We start from the raw sequence: 16,983 nt of genomic DNA on the forward strand, positions 1-16,983 counted from the left end.
CCGCATCGGCTGCCCTCAATCGGGCAGCGCGAAGACGAGCAGCGCGTCGCCGGTCCCGAACCCGGCGGCCTTCGTGAACGACGCGCCGCCGGCCGCCACCGCCACGTACTGCCTGCCGTCCAGCGCGTAGGTCATGGCCGGCCCGCTGAGCCCTGCCCCGCACTGGAAGCGCCAGAGCACCCGCCCGTCGCGGGAATCGTGGGCGTCGAGATGGCCGTCCTCCTCCCCGGAGAAGACCAGCCCGCCGGCGGTCGCCAGCGTTCCCCCCGAGAGACGGCTTGCCGCGCGGACCGACCACGCGATCTTGCCGCCGTCGGCGAGGTCGACCGCGGTCAGGGTGCTGAAGGACGGTTCGCCCCTGGCCTCGCCGGTCTCGGTGTAGCGGATCTCCGGTCGCCCGGCGGCGGCCGGCACCGTCTTCACCGTGTAGGTCGTCGCCCCGTGGCGGACCTGCAGGTACGCGCGCCGTCCATCGTAGGCGGTGGGCGGCCATGAGACCGCCCCGAGGGGACCGGGCGCCACCACGGTGCCCTGCGGGGTCGGCGGGGCGAACAGGTTCTTCTGGTCGATGAGCGATGCCGAGCGCGCGATCAGCTTCCCGGTGGCGCGGTCGTGGACGTAGATCCAGCCCGTCTTGCTCGCGGAGGCCACCGCCTTCACGCCGCCGGGCATGTCGAGCAGGAAGGGCGGCGCGGCGACGTCGTAGCCCCACTCGTCGTGCGGCACCTGCTGGTAGTACCAGCGGAGCGCACCGGTCTTCACGTCGAGGGCGACGAGGCACATCGTGTACAGGTTGTCGCCCGGCCGGGACAGGCCGAAGTTCTGCGGCGCCGGGTTGCCTGTCCCCAGGAAGATCAGACCGAGGTCGGCATCGTAGGCCGGCGTCATCCAGAGCGAACCGCCCCCGACGCGCCAAGCGTCGCGGTTGGCTGGCGCCGCTGCCTTCTCGGCGGCGATGTCGCGGTGGAGCGGCGTGCCGTCGGCGGTCGTCCCGACGAAGCCGCCCTCCCAGCCCTCCGGCGGGGTCACGTACCAGCGCCACCGCTCCTCGCCGGTTTTCGCGTCGTAGGCGGCGAGCCAGCCACGCCGCCCGTAGCCGCCCTCGATGCCGACCACCGACCCGCCGTCGAGGCCGCCGGCCTCGTCCTCGACGTGGAGGCCGTAGCCCGCACCGGTCACGCCGACGATCACCAGCCCGTCGGCGACCAGCGGCGGCATCTTGAACCCGAGGCGGCTCGAACCCTGCACCGGCTTGCCGCCGAGCGTCGCCGCCAGCCCCGACGCCGTCTCGCTCTCGCCCTCCTCCGGGCGCACCGCCTCCTTGTCCCAGACCGTCCGGCCCGTCTTGGCGTCGAGCGCGATCAGCCGCCCGTCCATGGTCGCCTCGAAGACGAGTCCACCGGACACGGCGAGCCCACGGTTGGAGGGCGGCCCGAAGATCTTCTCCGTGCGTGGCCTGTGCGTGTAGGTCCAGAGGGGCTCACCGGTCTTCGCGTCGAGGGCCGCGACGTTGTTCTGGGTCGTGGAGACGTAGAGGGTGCCGTCCACCATCACCGGCTGCGCCTGGAAGTAGCCGGTGATCCCGGTCTGGAAGATCCAGGCGGGCCGCAGCCGGGCGACGCTGTCGCGGTCGATCTGGGTCAGATCGGAGAAGTTGCGGTTGCTCGGGTCATGCCCGAAGGCGGGCCAGGGCGTCTCGGCGGCGAATCCCGATGTGGCGCCGACCACCGCGGCGGCGCCGACGAGGATGGTTCCCGACCATTTCTGCAAAGCCATTCTCCGTTCAGGGCCAGCTGTCGTGCGCATCGGATCGTGCCTCGCGGCGAGGCCGAGAGCCGGCTCTAACGCCGCGCCGCGCGGTCGAGCTGATCGGGCGTCGCCTGGGCGCCCATGGCCCGTGCCATGTCGGCCGCCGTCTGGCCGGAGGCGTCGCGGCGGTCCGGGTCAGCGCCGTGCTGGAGGAGCAGGTCGACCATCTCGGTCCGGTCGAACATGGCCGCCGTCATCAGGGCGGTTCGCGTGCCGTCGCCGGTCCCGTCCACCGCCGCCCCGTGCTGGAGCAGCAGCCGCGCGATCGCCAGATCGTTCTTGAACGCCGCGCCGGCCAGCGGCGTCTGGCCGCGATCGTTGGCCAGTTCCGGGTCGCCGCCCGCCTCCAGAACGACCCGGGCCGCTTCCTCCTGACCGTTATAGGCGGCCAGCATCAGCAGGCTGTCACCATTGTCGTTGCGCAGGTTCGCCGGCAACCCCTGCCCGAACAGGTCGGCGAGTTCCCCGGCATGGCCCATCCGCGCGTACTGGAAGACGCGGGCCGCGAAGGCCAGGGTATCGTCGTCGAGGGTCGGGGGGGTGTTCGTCTCTGAGGCCATCGTGCGCTCGCCACTCGCCGGGGCTGATCGGGGCCGGTGCGGCATTCGCGTTCGGCCTCGCCGGGAACAGTTTTACCGCGACGCTCGTTCCAGCCGCCAACCTGGCCCACAATGGCCCGGCGCCTCCGGAGCGCGACGATGCCCCGTCCATTCGAACCTTTTGCCGACGCGCTGCGCACCGCGCGCGAGATCGTCCGCGAGCGGGGCGGCGCCCTCGCGGCGGCGGCCGGCCAGTCCGATCATCGCGCCTACGACGAAGCCTGCGACGCCCTCGTGGTCCGGATCGCGCAGGCGATCGTCGACGCGAGCGAGGCCGCGACGAGCCGCCATCTGGGCCGGGACAACGCGGCCGCGTGAGGTCCCGGCGGTCGCCGGTCAGCTCCGCCGCCTGCCGCCCCCGCCCTTGTATTTCGGTTTCTGCCCGCCGAGCCCCTGCGTCGAGCGCGGCTTGGGGCGCTCCTGCCAGACCGGCGCGCTGCCGACGGGCAGCTCGCGGTCCGTGCCGGGACCCATATTGTCGAGGTCGGGCTTGGCGATCCGGCTGCCGCCCGCCCCGCGCGGCGGCTTCCGGCCGAACTTGCCGGCCTCGCGCTCCACGTCGCCCTGCCGCGCCATCGGGTCGTCGGAGACCAGCAGCTCGGTGGCCTGGAGTCGCTTCAGCTCGTCGCGCAGCCGCGCCGCCTCCTCGAAGTCGAGGTCCGCAGCGGCCGCGCGCATGCGCTTCTCGAGGTCCGCCATCACGGCCTTGAGGTTGTGGCCGACGGTGATCGCGTCCTTGGCCAACCCGGTATCGACCTGGACGTGGTCGCGCTCGAACACGCTGCTGAGGATGTCGGCGATGCTGCGCTTCACGCTCTGCGGCGTGATCCCGTGCTCCTCGTTGTAGGCGAGCTGCTTGGTGCGGCGCCGCTCGGTCTCGGCCATCGCCCGCTCCATCGAGCCGGTGATGGAGTCCGCGTACAGGATGCAGCGCGCGTCGGCGTTGCGGGCGGCGCGGCCGATGGTCTGGATCAGCGAGGTCTCAGAGCGGAGAAAACCCTCCTTGTCGGCGTCGAGGATCGCCACCAGGGCGCATTCCGGGATGTCGAGGCCCTCGCGCAGCAGGTTGATGCCGATCAGCACGTCGAAGGCGCCGAGGCGGAGGTCGCGGATGATCTCGATCCGCTCCAGCGTGTCGATGTCGGAGTGCATGTAGCGCACCCGCACGCTGTTCTCGTGCAGGTATTCGGTGAGGTCCTCGGCCATGCGCTTGGTCAGCGTGGTCACGAGCGTCCGGTAGCCCGCCTGGGCCACCTCCCGGACTTCGCCGAGGAGATCGTCCACCTGGCTGCGGGCCGGGCGGATCTCGATCACCGGATCGACAAGGCCCGTCGGGCGAATGACCTGTTCGGCGAAGACGCCGCCGGTCTGCTCCATCTCCCACTTTCCCGGCGTGGCCGAGACGTGGACGGTCATCGGCCGCATCGCATCCCATTCCTCGAAGCGGAGCGGGCGGTTGTCCAGGCAGGAGGGCAGCCGGAAGCCATATTCGGCGAGCGTCGCCTTCCGGCGGAAGTCGCCCCGGTACATGCCGCCGATCTGCGGCACCGTCACGTGGCTCTCGTCGGTGAAGACGAGCGCGTTGTCGGGCAGGTACTCAAACAGGGTCGGCGGCGGCTCTCCCGGCTTCCGGCCGGTGAGGTAGCGGGAATAGTTCTCGATGCCGTTGCAGGCGCCGGTGGCCTCGATCATCTCGATGTCGAAGGTGCAGCGCTGGTCGATGCGCTGCGCCTCGATGAGGCGGCCCATCTTGGTCAACTCCTCGATCCGGCCGTTCAGCTCGTTCTTGATGCCCTTGATCGCCTGCTGCAGCGTCGGGCGCGGCGTGACGTAGTGCGAGTTGGCGTAGACCTTCACGAACTTGAGCTCGGAGATGGTCTTGCCGGTGAGCGGATCGAATTCGACGATGCTCTCGACCTCGTCGCCGAACAGCCCGATCCGCCAGCCGCGGTCCTCCAGGTGGGCCGGCCACAGCTCGATGGAATCGCCCCGCACCCGGAAGGTGCCGCGGGCGAAATCCGACTGGATCCGCTTGTACTGCAGGGCCACGAGGTCGGCGATCAGCTGGCGCTGCTCGATGCGCTCGCCCAGCGACACCGTGAACGACATCGCCGTGTAGGTCTCGACCGAGCCGATGCCGTAGATGCACGAGACGGAGGCGACGATGATCACGTCGTCGCGCTCCAGGAGCGCCCGGGTGGCGGCGTGGCGCATCCGGTCGATCTGCTCGTTGATCGACGATTCCTTCTCGATGAACGTGTCGGAGCGCGGGACGTAGGCCTCGGGCTGGTAATAATCGTAGTAGGAGACGAAATACTCGACGGCGTTTTCGGGGAAGAAGGTCTTGAACTCCCCGTAGAGCTGCGCGGCCAGCGTCTTATTGGGCGCGAGGATGAGGGCCGGACGCTGCGTCTCCTCGATGATCTTGGCCATCGTGAAGGTCTTGCCCGAGCCGGTGACGCCGAGCAGCACCTGATCGCGCTCCAGGGCCTGGACGCCGCCGACCAGCTCGGCGATCGCCCGGGGCTGGTCGCCGGCCGGCGTGAACTCGGATTTCAGCGTGAACCGGACGCCGCCCTCGGATTTCTGCGGCCGCTCCGGCCGATGCGGCACCCAGGTCTTGCCGTCCTTGAACAGCGGGTTGCCCTCGATGAGCAGGCGCTCCAGCGCCGTCACCGTCGCCGAGGCGCCGCCGTCGCCGCCCGGATCCGGCAGGTCGGCGCCCTCGGGCGCCGGACCGTCCTCGGGCGGCGTCAGGCCGAGCGCCTGGGCGAGGCGCGGATCAACATCGGCCGCGTCGCCGAGGGCGTACCCGGCCTGCGGGGCCTCGGCGAAGCCGTCGCGGGCGATCTCGGCCCGGCGCGTGGCGGCCTTGCCGCTGGCGCTCTTGCCGCTGCCGCTCTTGCCGCTGCCGCTCTTGCCAGCCCCGCCCTTGGGCTTGCCAGGCCGCGCCGGCGCCTCAGGGGGCGGTTCGATCGGCGCCGGCCGGTTGCGGTTGAGCGCCGGGTTCAGCAACTCGGCGAGATAAGTGTCGAGCGGTTTCAATTCCGGCTTCGACGCCTTGGCGGAGGAGGCCGTGACGGAAGCGGCACGCGATTTCTTCGGAGCGGGCATGGAGACAATATGGGCCTGTCGCGGCCCGCGAGAAACCCTGCCGCGCCGGGGAGTTTTGCCGCTCCCGCCCACCCGTCCGCCCGCCCCGGTCCGGCGGTGCGCCACTGCGGCTGCGCGCGCGGCATGAGGCCCGCAATACATCCCCTTTCCAGAGTTCGTCCTGTCGCGGACTGGACTCGCTCGGCCGATGGCCGGAAAACCCGCCGTCATGACGGACGCGAATCGGCTTGCGACGATCCGGTCGGCCCGTTACTTTGCAGTGCAAAGCGCGATGAAGCCCGGGGCATGAGGGCCATGCAGGACCTGGACAGGGCATTGGCCGACATCGTCGCGATCCGTTCCCAGATCGCGCGCGGCACGGCGTTCCGTGGGGTCGGCGCAGCCACCCTCGCCGGGACCGGCGGCCTCGCGCTCGCCTGCGCGGTGGGGCAGGCCCTGTGGCTCGGCGACCCGATGGCGCGGCCGGGCCTGTTCTTCGGCCTCTGGATCGCCGCGGCCCTCGCGGCCTTCCTGATGATCGGCATCGAGGCGGTCCGGCGCAGCCGCCGCCTGCATTCCGGCCTCGCCGACGCGATGGTGTGGAACGCCATCGAGGTGTTCCTGCCGGCCGCGGGCGCGGGGGCCTGTCTCGCCTTGGTCATCGCCCGGTTCGCCCCGGGCGAGGTCTGGATGCTGCCGGGCCTGTGGCAAGTGCTGGTCGGTCTCGGCCTGTTCGCCTCGGCGCGCATCCTGCCCCGGGCGGTACAGGCGATCGGCGCCTGGTATCTGCTCGCCGGCCTCGTCGTCCTGGCGGTCTCGGCGGGGACGCATGCCCTGTCGCCCTGGACGATGGGCCTGCCCTTCCTGGTCGGCCAAGTGTGGCTGGCGGCGATCATCCACCACGGCGCGCGATCCTGCGATGACGACCACTGACCGGGACGACGGGCGGTTTTCCTACGAGGGGCTGGACCGGATCATCCACGAGCGGGCGCGGCTGAGCGTGCTGACCTCGCTCGTGGCCCATCCGAAGGGCCTGTCCTTCCCGGACCTCAAGCGCCTCTGCGGATTGACCGACGGCAACCTCAGCCGCCACCTCGCCGTTCTCAGTGAGGCTGATCTCGTGAGCCTGGAGAAAGGCTTCGCGCACAACCGGCCGCAGACGGTGTGCCGGCTGACCGCGATCGGGCGCCAGCGGTTCATCGGCTACCTGGGCGTGCTCGAACAGGTGGTGCGGGACGCCGCAACGGCCGCGGACCGCGGCGCGGAAAGCGGGCGTCGCGGCCTCGATCCGGCCGCGAAACCGGCGTGAGACCGCCGGATCCGGCCGGGATTGTTAATGTTGACCCGATAAACCTCAGTGATACGCCCATGCCGGGAGACTTTTCGATGCAGAGCGAAGCGGAGCCCAAGGGCCTGCACGCCGCGATCATCATGGACGGCAACGGGCGTTGGGCGACGCAGCGCGGCCTGCCGCGGCTCGCCGGCCATCACCGCGGCGTCGAGGCGATCCGTCGCACCGCCGAGGCCTGCCCGGATCACGGCATCGGCACGCTCACGCTCTACGCCTTCTCGGCGGATAACTGGCAGCGCCCGGTGGAGGAGGTCGGCGGCCTGATGCGCCTCCTGCGCTCCTACCTGCGCAACGAGACCCAGAGGCTCGCCCGGACGGGAACGCGGCTCAGCGTCGTGGGCCGCCGCGACCGGTTGCCGGACGGCATCCCCGAGGCCATCCTGGCGGCGGAGGCGGCGACCGCGTCCGGCACCCGCCTGCACCTGCGGATCTGCGTGGACTACTCGGCCCGCGACGCGATCATCGCGGCGGCGCAGACGCTTCACGGCGCGGACGCGGTGACGCGCGAGAGCTTCGGCGCGCTCCTGGCCGGCCCGATGCACGGGTCGCCGGTCGAGGTGGACCTGCTGATCCGCACCGGCGGCGAGCGGCGCCTGTCGGACTTCATGCTGTGGGAAGCGGCCTACGCGGAGCTGCATTTCACCGAGCGGATGTGGCCGGATTTCGGCCCCGACGACCTGGCCGAGGCCGTGGCCGAGTTCGCCCGCCGCGAGCGCCGCTTCGGCGGTCTGAAGACGTCCGCGGTTCCTGCCGCCGCGTGAGCGCGCTTGACGGGTCCGGCCCGACGCGCAGAGGGTCCCCGGCATGATCGAGACCCTCGCGCAACGCCGTGTCCTCCTCGTCATCGGCGGCGGGATCGCGGCCTACAAGGCCCTCGACCTGATCCGGCGCCTGCGCGAGCGCGGCGCGAGCGTCTGCCCCCTGCTGACCGAGGGCGCGCAGGAATTCGTGACACCGCTGGCCGCCGCCGCGCTGGCCGGGGAGCGCGCCCATACCGACCTGTTCGATCGGGCCTCCGAGGCCGAGATCGGCCACATCAAACTGGCCCGTCAGGCGGATGCCGTGGTGGTGGCGCCCGCCACCGCCAACCTGATGGCCCGCATGGCCGGCGGCCACGCCGCTGACCTCGCGACGACGGTCCTGCTGGCCACGACCCTGCCGATCCTGATCGCTCCGGCCATGAACGTGCAGATGTGGGCCCATCCCGCCACGCGCCGCAACCGCGCGACCCTGGAGGGCGACGGCGTGCGGATCGTCGGCCCCAATGCCGGCAGGATGGCGGAGGCGGAGAGCGGCCCGGGCCGCATGGCCGAGCCCAACGAGATCGCCGACGCCCTGGAGCGGCTGCTGGGCGGGCACTCCGGTGAGCAGGTGCTGGCGGGCCGCCGCGTGCTCGTGACCTCCGGACCGACCCACGAGCCGATCGATCCGGTCCGCTACATCGCCAACCGTTCGTCCGGCCGCCAGGGCCACGCGATCGCGGCCGCCGCCGCGCGGGCGGGCGCCGCCGTGACCCTCGTGTCCGGGCCGGTGGGGATCCCCGATCCGCCGGGCGTCGGCGTCGTCCGGGTCGAGAGCGCCCGGGAGATGCTGGCGGCCGTCGAGGCGGCACTCCCGGCCGACATCGCCGTCTTCGCCGCCGCGGTGGCCGATTGGCGCCCGGAGCGGGAGGCGGGCGCGAAGAAGATCAAGAAGGACGGCGCCGGTCCTGCGCCGATGCCGCTGGTGGAGAATCCCGACATCCTCGCCACGGTCGCCCGGATGCCGACGGGTCGCCCACCCCTCGTGGTCGGCTTCGCCGCCGAGACCGAGGCGGTCCTCGACCACGCGCGAGCCAAGATCGCCCGCAAGGGCTGTGACCTGATCGTGGCGAACGACGTGTCGGCCGAGGGCGGCGTCATGGGGGGTATCGACAACGCCGTTCACCTGATCGGCCGGGACGGCTCAGTCGAGTCCTGGCCGCGCCTCGGCAAGAACGAGGTCGCCCGCCGACTGATGGCGCACTTCGCCGGAATGCTCGCCGGGCGATACCGGCCCGAGACCTGACGCGGTTGAGGTCCGTCGGCGTCGCGCGGCCCGAAGGATCCGGACGCGCCAGCGCGAAGCGTCCCTGCCGGTCGATCTGTGCCGCCGCGCGGCGCCCGTGGGGCTCGGTCCCGACGCACCTGCGCCCGGTGCCGGACCTGCGCGCCATCGCTCAGGTTGAGGAACGCCGGCTCGCCCCTCCCGCGGGCTACCCGGAAGGGGCATGATCGCGGTGGCGATGAAGGGCATGGAGCCTGGCGCCGCCCTGTCGCTGGCCTGGACCGGCGCGAGCCGGTAGAAGGCCTGCCGACGGCCGGCGCGGACGGCGCCGGTCCCAGGGAGAAACCATGCCTCGCCTGTCCCTCATCACCGGAGCCGCGTTGATCGCCATGACCACAGCTGCCACTGCCGAGATCGTGACCCTGCCCTCGGGCCTTCGGTACCAGGACGAAGTCGTCGGGACGGGGCCGGAGCCGAAGGCCGGCCAGCAGGTCACCGTCCAGTACACGGGCTGGCTCGACGAGGGCGGCAAGAAGGGCAAGAAGTTCGACTCCTCCCGCGACCGCAACCAGCCCTTCTCCTTCCCGCTCGGGGCCGGACAGGTCATCAAGGGCTGGGACGAGGGCGTCGCCACGATGAAGACCGGGGGCAAGCGCACCCTGATCATCCCGCCACAGCTCGGCTACGGCGCCCGGGGGGCCGGCGGCGTGATCCCGCCGAACGCCACGCTGATCTTCGACGTCGAACTCCTCGGCGCGAAGTAACGGTCGGGCTGCGCGACGGCGAGAGGCTGGAACCATGCTGTTCGCGCAGCTGCCCGACGAGCTGTTCAAGCCGCTGGCCGCGTCGAGCCGCGGCTTCAACGCCGCCCTGCTCCTGCACCTGCACCGGCGCGTCCTCGGCGCGGAACCGGTCCGCAAGGCCGAACTACTCGCTGAGATCGGCGACTTCGCTGCCGGCTGGAGCGATCCGGAGGTCGGCGGCGACGAGCCGATCTCCGCCGACCCGGCCGAGCGCCGGGCGGCGCTCTACCGGCGCCTGCTCGAGACCGGCTGGCTGATCGAGCGCCGGGAGCGCTACGTGCCGGTGGTGGAATTCGACCCCGAGGCCCGCCTGCTCCTGGAGGAGCTGTCGCGGCTGGAGCGCGGCGAGACGCGCTCCTATGGCGGCGCCGTGCTGGAGGTCCTGGGGGGGCTGGAGAGCGCCCTGTCGGATCCTGGAAGTCGCTCGGAGGCCTTGTCGAACGCCGCTCGGGCCGCCGCCGCCTTCCTCTCCCACGTGCGCGGGCTCGCCGCCGGGATGCGCAAGGTCGAGGAGCGGATCCTGCGCGAGCCGGATCGGGCCAAGACCTTCCGGCTGTTCTTCGAGGAGTTCGTCGAGCGCCACCTGATCAGCGACTACCGGACGCTGCACACCCGCTTCAATCCGTTCCGCTTCCGCGCCAGCGTGGTCCGCGAGGCCGGCCGGGCGCTGCGCGACGCCCTCACGATCCGGGCCTTGGCCGAGGGGCTGATCCGGGAGGGGCGCAGCCCCGACCTCGACACGGCTCAGCGGGCGGTCCGCTCGGATCTGGCGCAGATCCTCGCGGTGTTCGAGGGCCTCGACAACCATCTCGACGCGGTCGACGCCGTCGTGGCCCGCCTGGAGCGGCGGATCGGCGCGGCCCTCCACGTCATGGATCGGCCGGACCCCAGCGGCGTCGAGCGCGCCGCCGCGATGCTGCGGGCCATCGGCCTGTCGGAGATCGCGCCGACGGTGGCGCCCGATGTCGCGCTGCTGCGTCCACCGATCGGCCCCGCGCACCTTCAGGCGCCGCGGGCGCGCAAGAGCGCGATCGACGTCGAGCCCCTGCCCGATCTGGAGGACGATCCGGTGGTGGATGCCTTCGCGGCCGCCAAGGCGGAATTCCGCCGCCGCACGACCGTGACGCCCGAGAGCATGACCGCCTTCGTGGAGGCCCGGCTCGGCCGGGCGCTGACGCTGCGCGGCTCGCAGATCGCGATCACGGACGTCGACGATTTCATTGTGTTCCAGCGTCTGCGCGAGATCGACGTGCTGTTCGACGCCCGGCTCGGCGAGCGCTTCACCGTCGCGCGCCTGAACGGGCGCGTGACCAACGGCTGGCTCGACTGCCCGGATTTCGTGCTGGAGCGGCGGCGCGGTGCTTGAGGGTTTCCGCGCCATCATCGACGGCGACGAGCTTCCGCCGCCCGGCGCCCGGGCCCCGGACGCCGAGGAGCTGACCCGCGCCCTTCAGGTCCTGCTGAAGGGACAGGTGATCTACGCCGACACCCCGGGCATCGGCCGCTCCTACGAACTGGCGCGGCACTACGCGCCGTTCTTCACCGATTACTTCGCGTGCCTCGGCTACGCGCTCACGGTGACCCATCGCGACCAGATGGTGTCCCTCAGTCCGGCCGCGGACGCGCCGCGCCACGACATCGCCTCCGAGCGCCTGCGCAAGGACGAGACCCTGGTGCTCCTGGCGCTCCGGCTGCTCTACGAGGAAGGCCTGCGCGATCACCGGGCCGGCACGGACGGGATCGTCGAGTGCACCACCGACGAGATCGTCGAGAAGATCCGCACCGTGGCCCGCAACGAGCCGCCCGAGGAGGGCCGGCTCGCCGACATCCTGCGCCTCTACGCCCGGCGCGGCGGCCTGCGGCTGGGCGAGCGCGACCGGGTCGAGAGGGTCACGCCGCTCTCGCTCCTGCCGGGGCTGGCGGTGCTGGCCTCCGACGCGTGGCTGGAACGCCTGCGGGCCTGGACTGAGGCCGCGGAGGGATGAAACCGGCCGGCCGCGATCAGGCCGCCCGAACCGTCGCCAGGAAGCGCGCGACCTCGGAACCGAGCTGCGCCGCCTGACGCGACATCTCGGAGGCGGAGGCCAGGACCTGCGCGGCGGCCGCGCCGGTCTCTCCGGCGGCGCCGGCGACCCCGCTGACGTTGGCTGTGACCGATGCCGTACCGATCGCCGCCGCAGCGACGTTGCGGACGATCTCCTGCGTGGCCGCGCCCTGCTGCTCCACGGCGGCGGCGACCGCGGCCGCCAAGTCGCTGATCTCGCCGATACGGGCCGCGATACCCGCGATGGCCTGCACGGCCAGCCCGGTCGAACCCTGGATCTGCGCGATCTGAACCGTGATCCGCGTGGTGGCCCCAGCGGTCTGGTCCGCGAGGGCCTTCACCTCCGCGGCCACGACCGCGAAGCCGCGGCCCGCCTCGCCCGCGCGGGCGGCCTCGATGGTCGCATTGAGGGCGAGCAGGTTCGTCTGGCCGGCGATGGCCGCGATCGTGTCGATGACCTGTCCGACCCGGCGCGCGGCCGCGGAGAGATCCTGGACGAGGTGGGCCGTCGTGGCCGCCTCGCCGACCGCGGCCCTCGCCAGATCCGTGGAGGCGCCGACCCGACGGCCGATCTCGCCGATCGACGCGCCCAGTTCCTCGGCCGCCGCCGCCACGGTCGCGACGTTCGCGGAAGCCTCCTCGGCGCCGACGGCGGCGCTGGTCGACCGTCCCGCCGTCTGCGTCGCCGTCGCGCTCAGCCGCTCGGCAGTCGAGCGCAGATGCACGGTCGCGTCCGCGAAGGAGCCCGTGATTCCGCCGATGGCGGTCTCGAAGCGGTCGGCGAGATGCCGGGCCGCCTCCCGGCGCTGCGCCTCCGCGTCGGCGCGGGCCTGCGCGGCCTCCGCCTCCAGGGCGCGGGCACGCAACAGGTTCTGCTTGAAGACGTGGACGGCGGCCGACATGGCGCCGATCTCGTCCCGCCGACGCATCGACGGCAGCCGGCATGCCGTGTCCCCGGCGGCCACGCTGCGCATCGCCGCCGTCATCTGCGTCAGAGGCCGCGACACGCCCAGGAACGCGTACAGCATCGCGGCCGACGCGATGAACAGCGCGCCGATGAGGATGATCAGCGTCCACCGGAGGGCGCTCGCCTGGCTCTCCCGCGCCGCGCGGCCGGCTTGGTCGACGCGCCGGACGTGGAGGTCTGCCAGCGCGTGTGCCGCCGCCAGGGCCGCGGCGTAGCGCGTGTTCATCGCGCCCCGATAATAGGCCATGGCCTGCTCGCGCTGATCCACCGAGAACGCGCTCAGCCGGTCCCAGTCGTAGCGCTGCAGCTTCAGCTTCGCCCTCAGATCGTCGTAGAGGGCCTGCTCGTCGGGCGTGGCGACCAGGGCGCGGTAGGCGTCCACCTGTCTGCCGCGCAGCGCGATGAGCTCGTCGACCTCCTTCCGGCTCGCGGCGCGCTCCGATTCGGTGTCCGCCGTCGCGAACCGGACCGGCAGCAAGCGCCCGCGAACCACCAGCGCCTCGATCCCCTGAGCGGCATTCATGGATGGAAGGGCCGCGCCGAGCAGTTGTTCAAGGCGAAGATCGATGGACTTCAAATTGTAGGACGCGACGCCGCCCTGAAAGATCGCGGCCAATAACAGCATGAAAATGAGGGCGCTCAGCTTGTTGCTCAGTTTCATGCGCCGCGACTCTTCCGAGTTTGTCATTTGACTTGCATGATGCATGGCACCGCCAGGCTGACAAGGCGGTTTGTCGCGACCGGCGATTGCGCCCGTCTCCAGGGCGTGGCTTGCGCTTGCATACGCGGGCGAACCCGGCCAACAGGTCCGCCCATGTCCTCAGGAGCGGCCTAGCCCCACCCGCATCGTGTACGTTCTCACCGATATCGCCATCTCGAACTGGTACCTGATCCGCCGCGAGCAGATCCGGCTGCGCGGCGCCGCGGCCCTCGTCGGGCCGACGGGCGCCGGGAAGTCCACGATCTTCGACGCGGTCGGCACGGTGCTAGCCGGCAACAACGCCAGCCGTCTCGCGCTCAACGCCTCGGCCTCCGGGCGCAGCGCCCGCACGGTGCGCGATTATTGCCTCGGCTGGATTAGCGACCCGGCCGAGGGCGGACGCCCGACCCGGGAATCCTGCGAGACGGTGCTGGCCCTGGTCTTCGAGAACGCCGCATCGGGCCGGGTGGTCACGGTCGGCCTCGCGCTCGCGGCCCGGGCGGTCGAGCCGAAGGAGACGGTGCTGTCACGCTTCATCGCGGTCGGGCACCGGTTCGAGATCGCCGATTACGCCCGGACGGCCCCGGGGGGCAGCTTCACGGCCCCGTGGAGCGAGATCGCCCTCGACCTGCGCGCCAAGGCGGCAAGCTTCACCGAGTACCGCACCTCCGGCGAGCGCTTCACGGCCGACGTGCTGGCGACCCTGCGCGAGGGGGCGCCGGCGCCGGAGCCCCGCCACTTCCTGCGCAGCTTCGCCAACGCGGTGGCGTTCAAGCCGATCTTCGACACCAGCGCGTTCGTCCGCGCCTTCGTGCTCGATCCCGAGCCGCTGGACGTCGAGCGCGTGCGGCACTCGATCGCCAACTGGCGCCGCCTCCTGGAGACCATCGCAGAGCTGGAGAGCCGGCTGGCGCGCCTGCGCCGCCTGCGCGATCGCTACGACGCCTGGAGCGACGCGGTGCTCGACGCCGCGATCCACGAACTGCGCGCGGCGGGTGCCGATCTGCGCCGCCGCAGCCTCGACCTCGTCGCCGTCCGGGCGCGCCTGCGCGAGGGGACCGACACCCTGCGCATCGCCCGGGAGCGCGTCGCCGCGAGCCGCGGTCACGTGCGGGAGATCGACGGCGAGATCGCGGAGAAGAAGGCGCTCGCCGCCGCCAGCGCCGCGGAAGGGCGGCTCGCCGCCTCGACGCTGGGCCTCTCGATGCTGGACCGCGACCGCAAGGACCTGGTCGCCCGGACCGCCGACCTCGTCAGCCTCATCGGCCAGATGGGCAAGCTTCAGCCGGTCACGCCGATCCTGCGGCAGAGCTGCCCGCCGGCGGCCCGCCTCGCCGAGGCCTGCCTCCGTGCCGGGCTGCGGCGGGAAGCGCCGCCCGAGGAAATCCTGCGCCCGGAGGGGCCCCTGGCCGAATTGGTCGAGGGGCTGGGACGACTTCCCGAGTTCGACGAGGCGCTGGAGCGTGCCGCCGAGGACGCCGCTTTGAAGGCCCGCGCCCAGGAGAGCGAGGCCGAGCGCACCGCGCCGCGCACCGGCGCCGGTCCGACGGCGCGCCTGTCATCGGATACGGTGGCGTTCCGGGGCGAGCTGGCGCGCCGCGGCATCGAGGCAGTGCCGGTCTGCGAACTGGCCGAGATCGTGGATCCGGCCTGGGGGCCGGCCCTCGAGGGGCTGCTGGGGCGCGCCCGCGAGGCGCTGGTGGTGCCGCCCGACCGGCTGCACGAGGCGCTCGGCGTCCTGCAATCCGGGCGCGACCGGTTTCACCGCTGCATCCTGGTCAAGACCACCGACACCGCCAAGCAGCGGGCACGCCGCTACGACGACGGGCCGCTCACGGTCATCGAGACGGCCGATCCGCACGCGGAAGCGTTCCTCGGCGTGCGGCTCGGGGGCTACGACCTCGCCCGCGACGATGCCGAACTCGCGCGCCTCGCCCGGGCGGTCGCGCCGAGCGGGCGCACCACCGCCGGCATGGCCTACTCGGTCACGCGCAGCGTCGATCTGCTGATGACCCGCGGCCACCGCGGGCCCACCGTCGACAGCCGCCGCGCCCACGAGATCGCGGTCGCCGAGGCGCGGCGCCTGCGGGGCGAGGCGGCGGTGCTGCGCGAGGCTGCCCGCACCGCCTCGGCGATCCGCGCCCGCATCGCGCGGGGCCTCGAAGACGTCGAGACGCTGCGGGCCGAGCTCGACGGCCTCGACGGACGGCGGCGCACCCTCCAGACGGAGCGCGCCGATATCGAGAAGCGCGACACCGCCGGGCTCGCTGCCGAGATCGCGGCGCTCACGGCGGAGCGGGGCGGCTACCTGCGGGAGCTGTCGGAGGAGCTTGAGCCGAAGCTCGACCGGCTGCTCGCCGACGAGGCGGCTCTGCGCGCCCGGCTGGTCACCATGCGCGAGGCTGCCCGCGCCGCGCTCTCGGGCCGTCGCGCGGCCCTGCGCCAGCTCATGAGTGGCGATGCCGCCAAGGTCCGCCTCGCGCGCTCGGAGCCGTTCCACCCGACGGTGATCGCGGAGGCGCGGACCGCCCTGGCGGGCCTCGATGCCAAGGCTGCCGGCTCACGGACGACGTCCGAGCGCGGCCTCGCGCGGGAGGCCGCGGAGGCCGCCCGCTCCCATGGGCGCGTGGCCGAGCGGGAACTGGCCGAGGCCTGCGCGGCGTGGCGGGTGGAGAATCCGCTTCACGCGGGCGACGCCCCGGCGATCGACGGGTTCGCCTGGGTCCGGCGGGAATACGAGGCCGTGGAGGGCCACGAGCTGCGGCGCTACCGGGCCCAGGCGGAGCGGGCCGTGATCGAGATGCGCCGCCTCATGACCGAGGATCTGCTGACGCGCCTCGCGGACCGGTTCGAACGGGTCCATGCCCGGCTGGAGGCGCTGAACGAGCGGCTCTCCGCCCGCAGCTTCACGGGCCAGATCTACGCCTTCGAGGCCGCGGTGGACCGCCGCTACGCCGCCGTCCACGCCCTCGCCACGGAGACGGCCCGCTCCCCGGAGGCCGCCCAGGCACTCCTCGCCGGCGAGGCCGAGGGTCCCATGGCGGCGGCGCTGGAGGAGATCACCGCGCTCATCGCGGGCGACGAGGAGGCGGGGCGCCTCGCGGATTACCGCAACTACTTCGTCTACGAGATCGGCATGCGCGACCGGGCGGGCAATCGCACCACCATGTCGGCGCGCGCCCTGCGCGGTTCCGGCGGGGAAGCGCAGGCGCCGTTCTACGTGGCGATCGCCGCGTCGCTGGCGAGCGCGTATTATCCGGGCGACCGGCCGGGGGACGAGCACCCGGGCCTGGGCCTGTGCCTGCTCGACGAAGCCTTCTCGAAGCTCGACGTGCGCAACAGCCAGGCGCTGGTCGATCTCTACAGGGCCTGGGGCCTGCAATTGCTGATCGCCGCGCCCGAGGACAAGCGCACCACGCTGACCGAGGTGATGGACACCATCGTGACGGTCTACAAGAGCCCCGATCTCAGCTCCGTCCGGATCGAGGCCGAGCATCCGCTGGAGGCGGCCCGACGTGCGCTGCACGCGATCAACCCCGATCAGGTCGGGATCGAGGGATACCGGCAGTCAGACGCGGCGGAGTGAGACCCG

At 72.2% G+C, this 16,983-nt stretch carries 13 protein-coding genes; 9 read left to right on the forward strand and 4 right to left on the reverse strand.

What is annotated here, in order from left to right:
* Positions 1–15: 15 nt before the first annotated feature.
* Together MFF58_RS11150 and MFF58_RS11155 are read right to left on the reverse strand one after the other, a co-directional pair.
* Positions 16–1,776 (reverse strand): pyrroloquinoline quinone-dependent dehydrogenase, encoded by a 1,761-nt coding sequence (locus MFF58_RS11150; RefSeq protein ID WP_238287302.1) that lies wholly within the window; start codon positions 1,774–1,776, stop codon positions 16–18.
* A gap of 65 nt (positions 1,777–1,841) precedes the next feature.
* A complete protein-coding gene (locus tag MFF58_RS11155; RefSeq protein ID WP_238287303.1) occupies positions 1,842–2,369 on the reverse strand; it encodes an ankyrin repeat domain-containing protein in 528 nt (175 codons plus the stop codon).
* A 138-nt stretch (positions 2,370–2,507) separates the two neighbouring features.
* Here MFF58_RS11155 and MFF58_RS11160 point away from each other — a divergent pair, with 138 nt between their 5' ends.
* Complete coding sequence (locus MFF58_RS11160) at positions 2,508–2,726, forward strand: hypothetical protein (protein WP_238287304.1); 219 nt, start codon at positions 2,508–2,510, stop codon at positions 2,724–2,726.
* Positions 2,727–2,744: 18 nt separating this feature from the next.
* Here the strand turns inward: MFF58_RS11160 and uvrB are convergent, their stop codons facing one another.
* On the reverse strand, positions 2,745–5,522 hold the full coding sequence (uvrB, locus tag MFF58_RS11165) for an excinuclease ABC subunit UvrB (RefSeq protein WP_238287306.1): 2,778 nt from the start codon (positions 5,520–5,522) through the stop codon (positions 2,745–2,747).
* A 294-nt stretch (positions 5,523–5,816) separates the two neighbouring features.
* On the opposite strand from uvrB, the gene MFF58_RS11170 reads away from it, so the two are divergent.
* The 7 genes from MFF58_RS11170 to MFF58_RS11200 all read left to right on the forward strand — a co-directional run bounded on the left by MFF58_RS11170 (position 5,817) and on the right by MFF58_RS11200 (position 11,665).
* Positions 5,817–6,434: a hypothetical protein gene (locus tag MFF58_RS11170; RefSeq protein ID WP_238287307.1), complete on the forward strand. Its 618-nt coding sequence runs from the start codon at positions 5,817–5,819 to the stop codon at positions 6,432–6,434.
* Positions 6,421–6,810, forward strand: coding sequence for a transcriptional regulator (locus MFF58_RS11175; protein ID WP_238287308.1), 390 nt, complete (start codon positions 6,421–6,423; stop codon positions 6,808–6,810). The genes MFF58_RS11170 and MFF58_RS11175 overlap by 14 nt, the downstream gene beginning before the upstream one ends.
* A gap of 77 nt (positions 6,811–6,887) precedes the next feature.
* Positions 6,888–7,613: a di-trans,poly-cis-decaprenylcistransferase gene (locus MFF58_RS11180; RefSeq protein WP_238287309.1), complete on the forward strand. Its 726-nt coding sequence runs from the start codon at positions 6,888–6,890 to the stop codon at positions 7,611–7,613.
* 43 nt (positions 7,614–7,656) lie between these two features.
* Entirely contained in the window at positions 7,657–8,898 is a 1,242-nt protein-coding gene (coaBC, locus tag MFF58_RS11185) for a bifunctional phosphopantothenoylcysteine decarboxylase/phosphopantothenate--cysteine ligase CoaBC (RefSeq protein ID WP_238287310.1), read from the forward strand.
* Positions 8,899–9,224: 326 nt separating this feature from the next.
* Positions 9,225–9,641: an FKBP-type peptidyl-prolyl cis-trans isomerase gene (locus MFF58_RS11190; RefSeq protein WP_238287311.1), complete on the forward strand. Its 417-nt coding sequence runs from the start codon at positions 9,225–9,227 to the stop codon at positions 9,639–9,641.
* A gap of 34 nt (positions 9,642–9,675) precedes the next feature.
* Complete coding sequence (locus MFF58_RS11195) at positions 9,676–11,046, forward strand: Wadjet anti-phage system protein JetA family protein (protein ID WP_238287312.1); 1,371 nt, start codon at positions 9,676–9,678, stop codon at positions 11,044–11,046.
* On the forward strand, positions 11,039–11,665 hold the full coding sequence (locus MFF58_RS11200; protein WP_238287314.1) for a DUF4194 domain-containing protein: 627 nt from the start codon (positions 11,039–11,041) through the stop codon (positions 11,663–11,665). Before MFF58_RS11195 ends, MFF58_RS11200 begins: the two co-directional genes overlap by 8 nt.
* 16 nt (positions 11,666–11,681) lie before the next feature.
* On the opposite strand, the gene MFF58_RS11205 is transcribed toward MFF58_RS11200, so the two are convergent.
* Positions 11,682–13,352 carry a methyl-accepting chemotaxis protein gene (locus MFF58_RS11205; protein WP_238287316.1) on the reverse strand — a complete coding sequence of 557 codons (1,671 nt, stop codon included), beginning with the start codon at positions 13,350–13,352 and terminating at the stop codon, positions 11,682–11,684.
* A gap of 187 nt (positions 13,353–13,539) precedes the next feature.
* On the opposite strand from MFF58_RS11205, the gene MFF58_RS11210 reads away from it, so the two are divergent.
* Positions 13,540–16,977 carry an SbcC/MukB-like Walker B domain-containing protein gene (locus MFF58_RS11210; RefSeq protein ID WP_238287317.1) on the forward strand — a complete coding sequence of 1,146 codons (3,438 nt, stop codon included), beginning with the start codon at positions 13,540–13,542 and terminating at the stop codon, positions 16,975–16,977.
* The last annotated feature ends 6 nt before the right edge of the window (positions 16,978–16,983 follow it).

The sequence above is a fragment of the Methylobacterium longum genome (genome assembly GCF_022179385.1).
GTDB classification, from domain to species: Bacteria; Pseudomonadota; Alphaproteobacteria; order Rhizobiales; family Beijerinckiaceae; genus Methylobacterium; species Methylobacterium longum.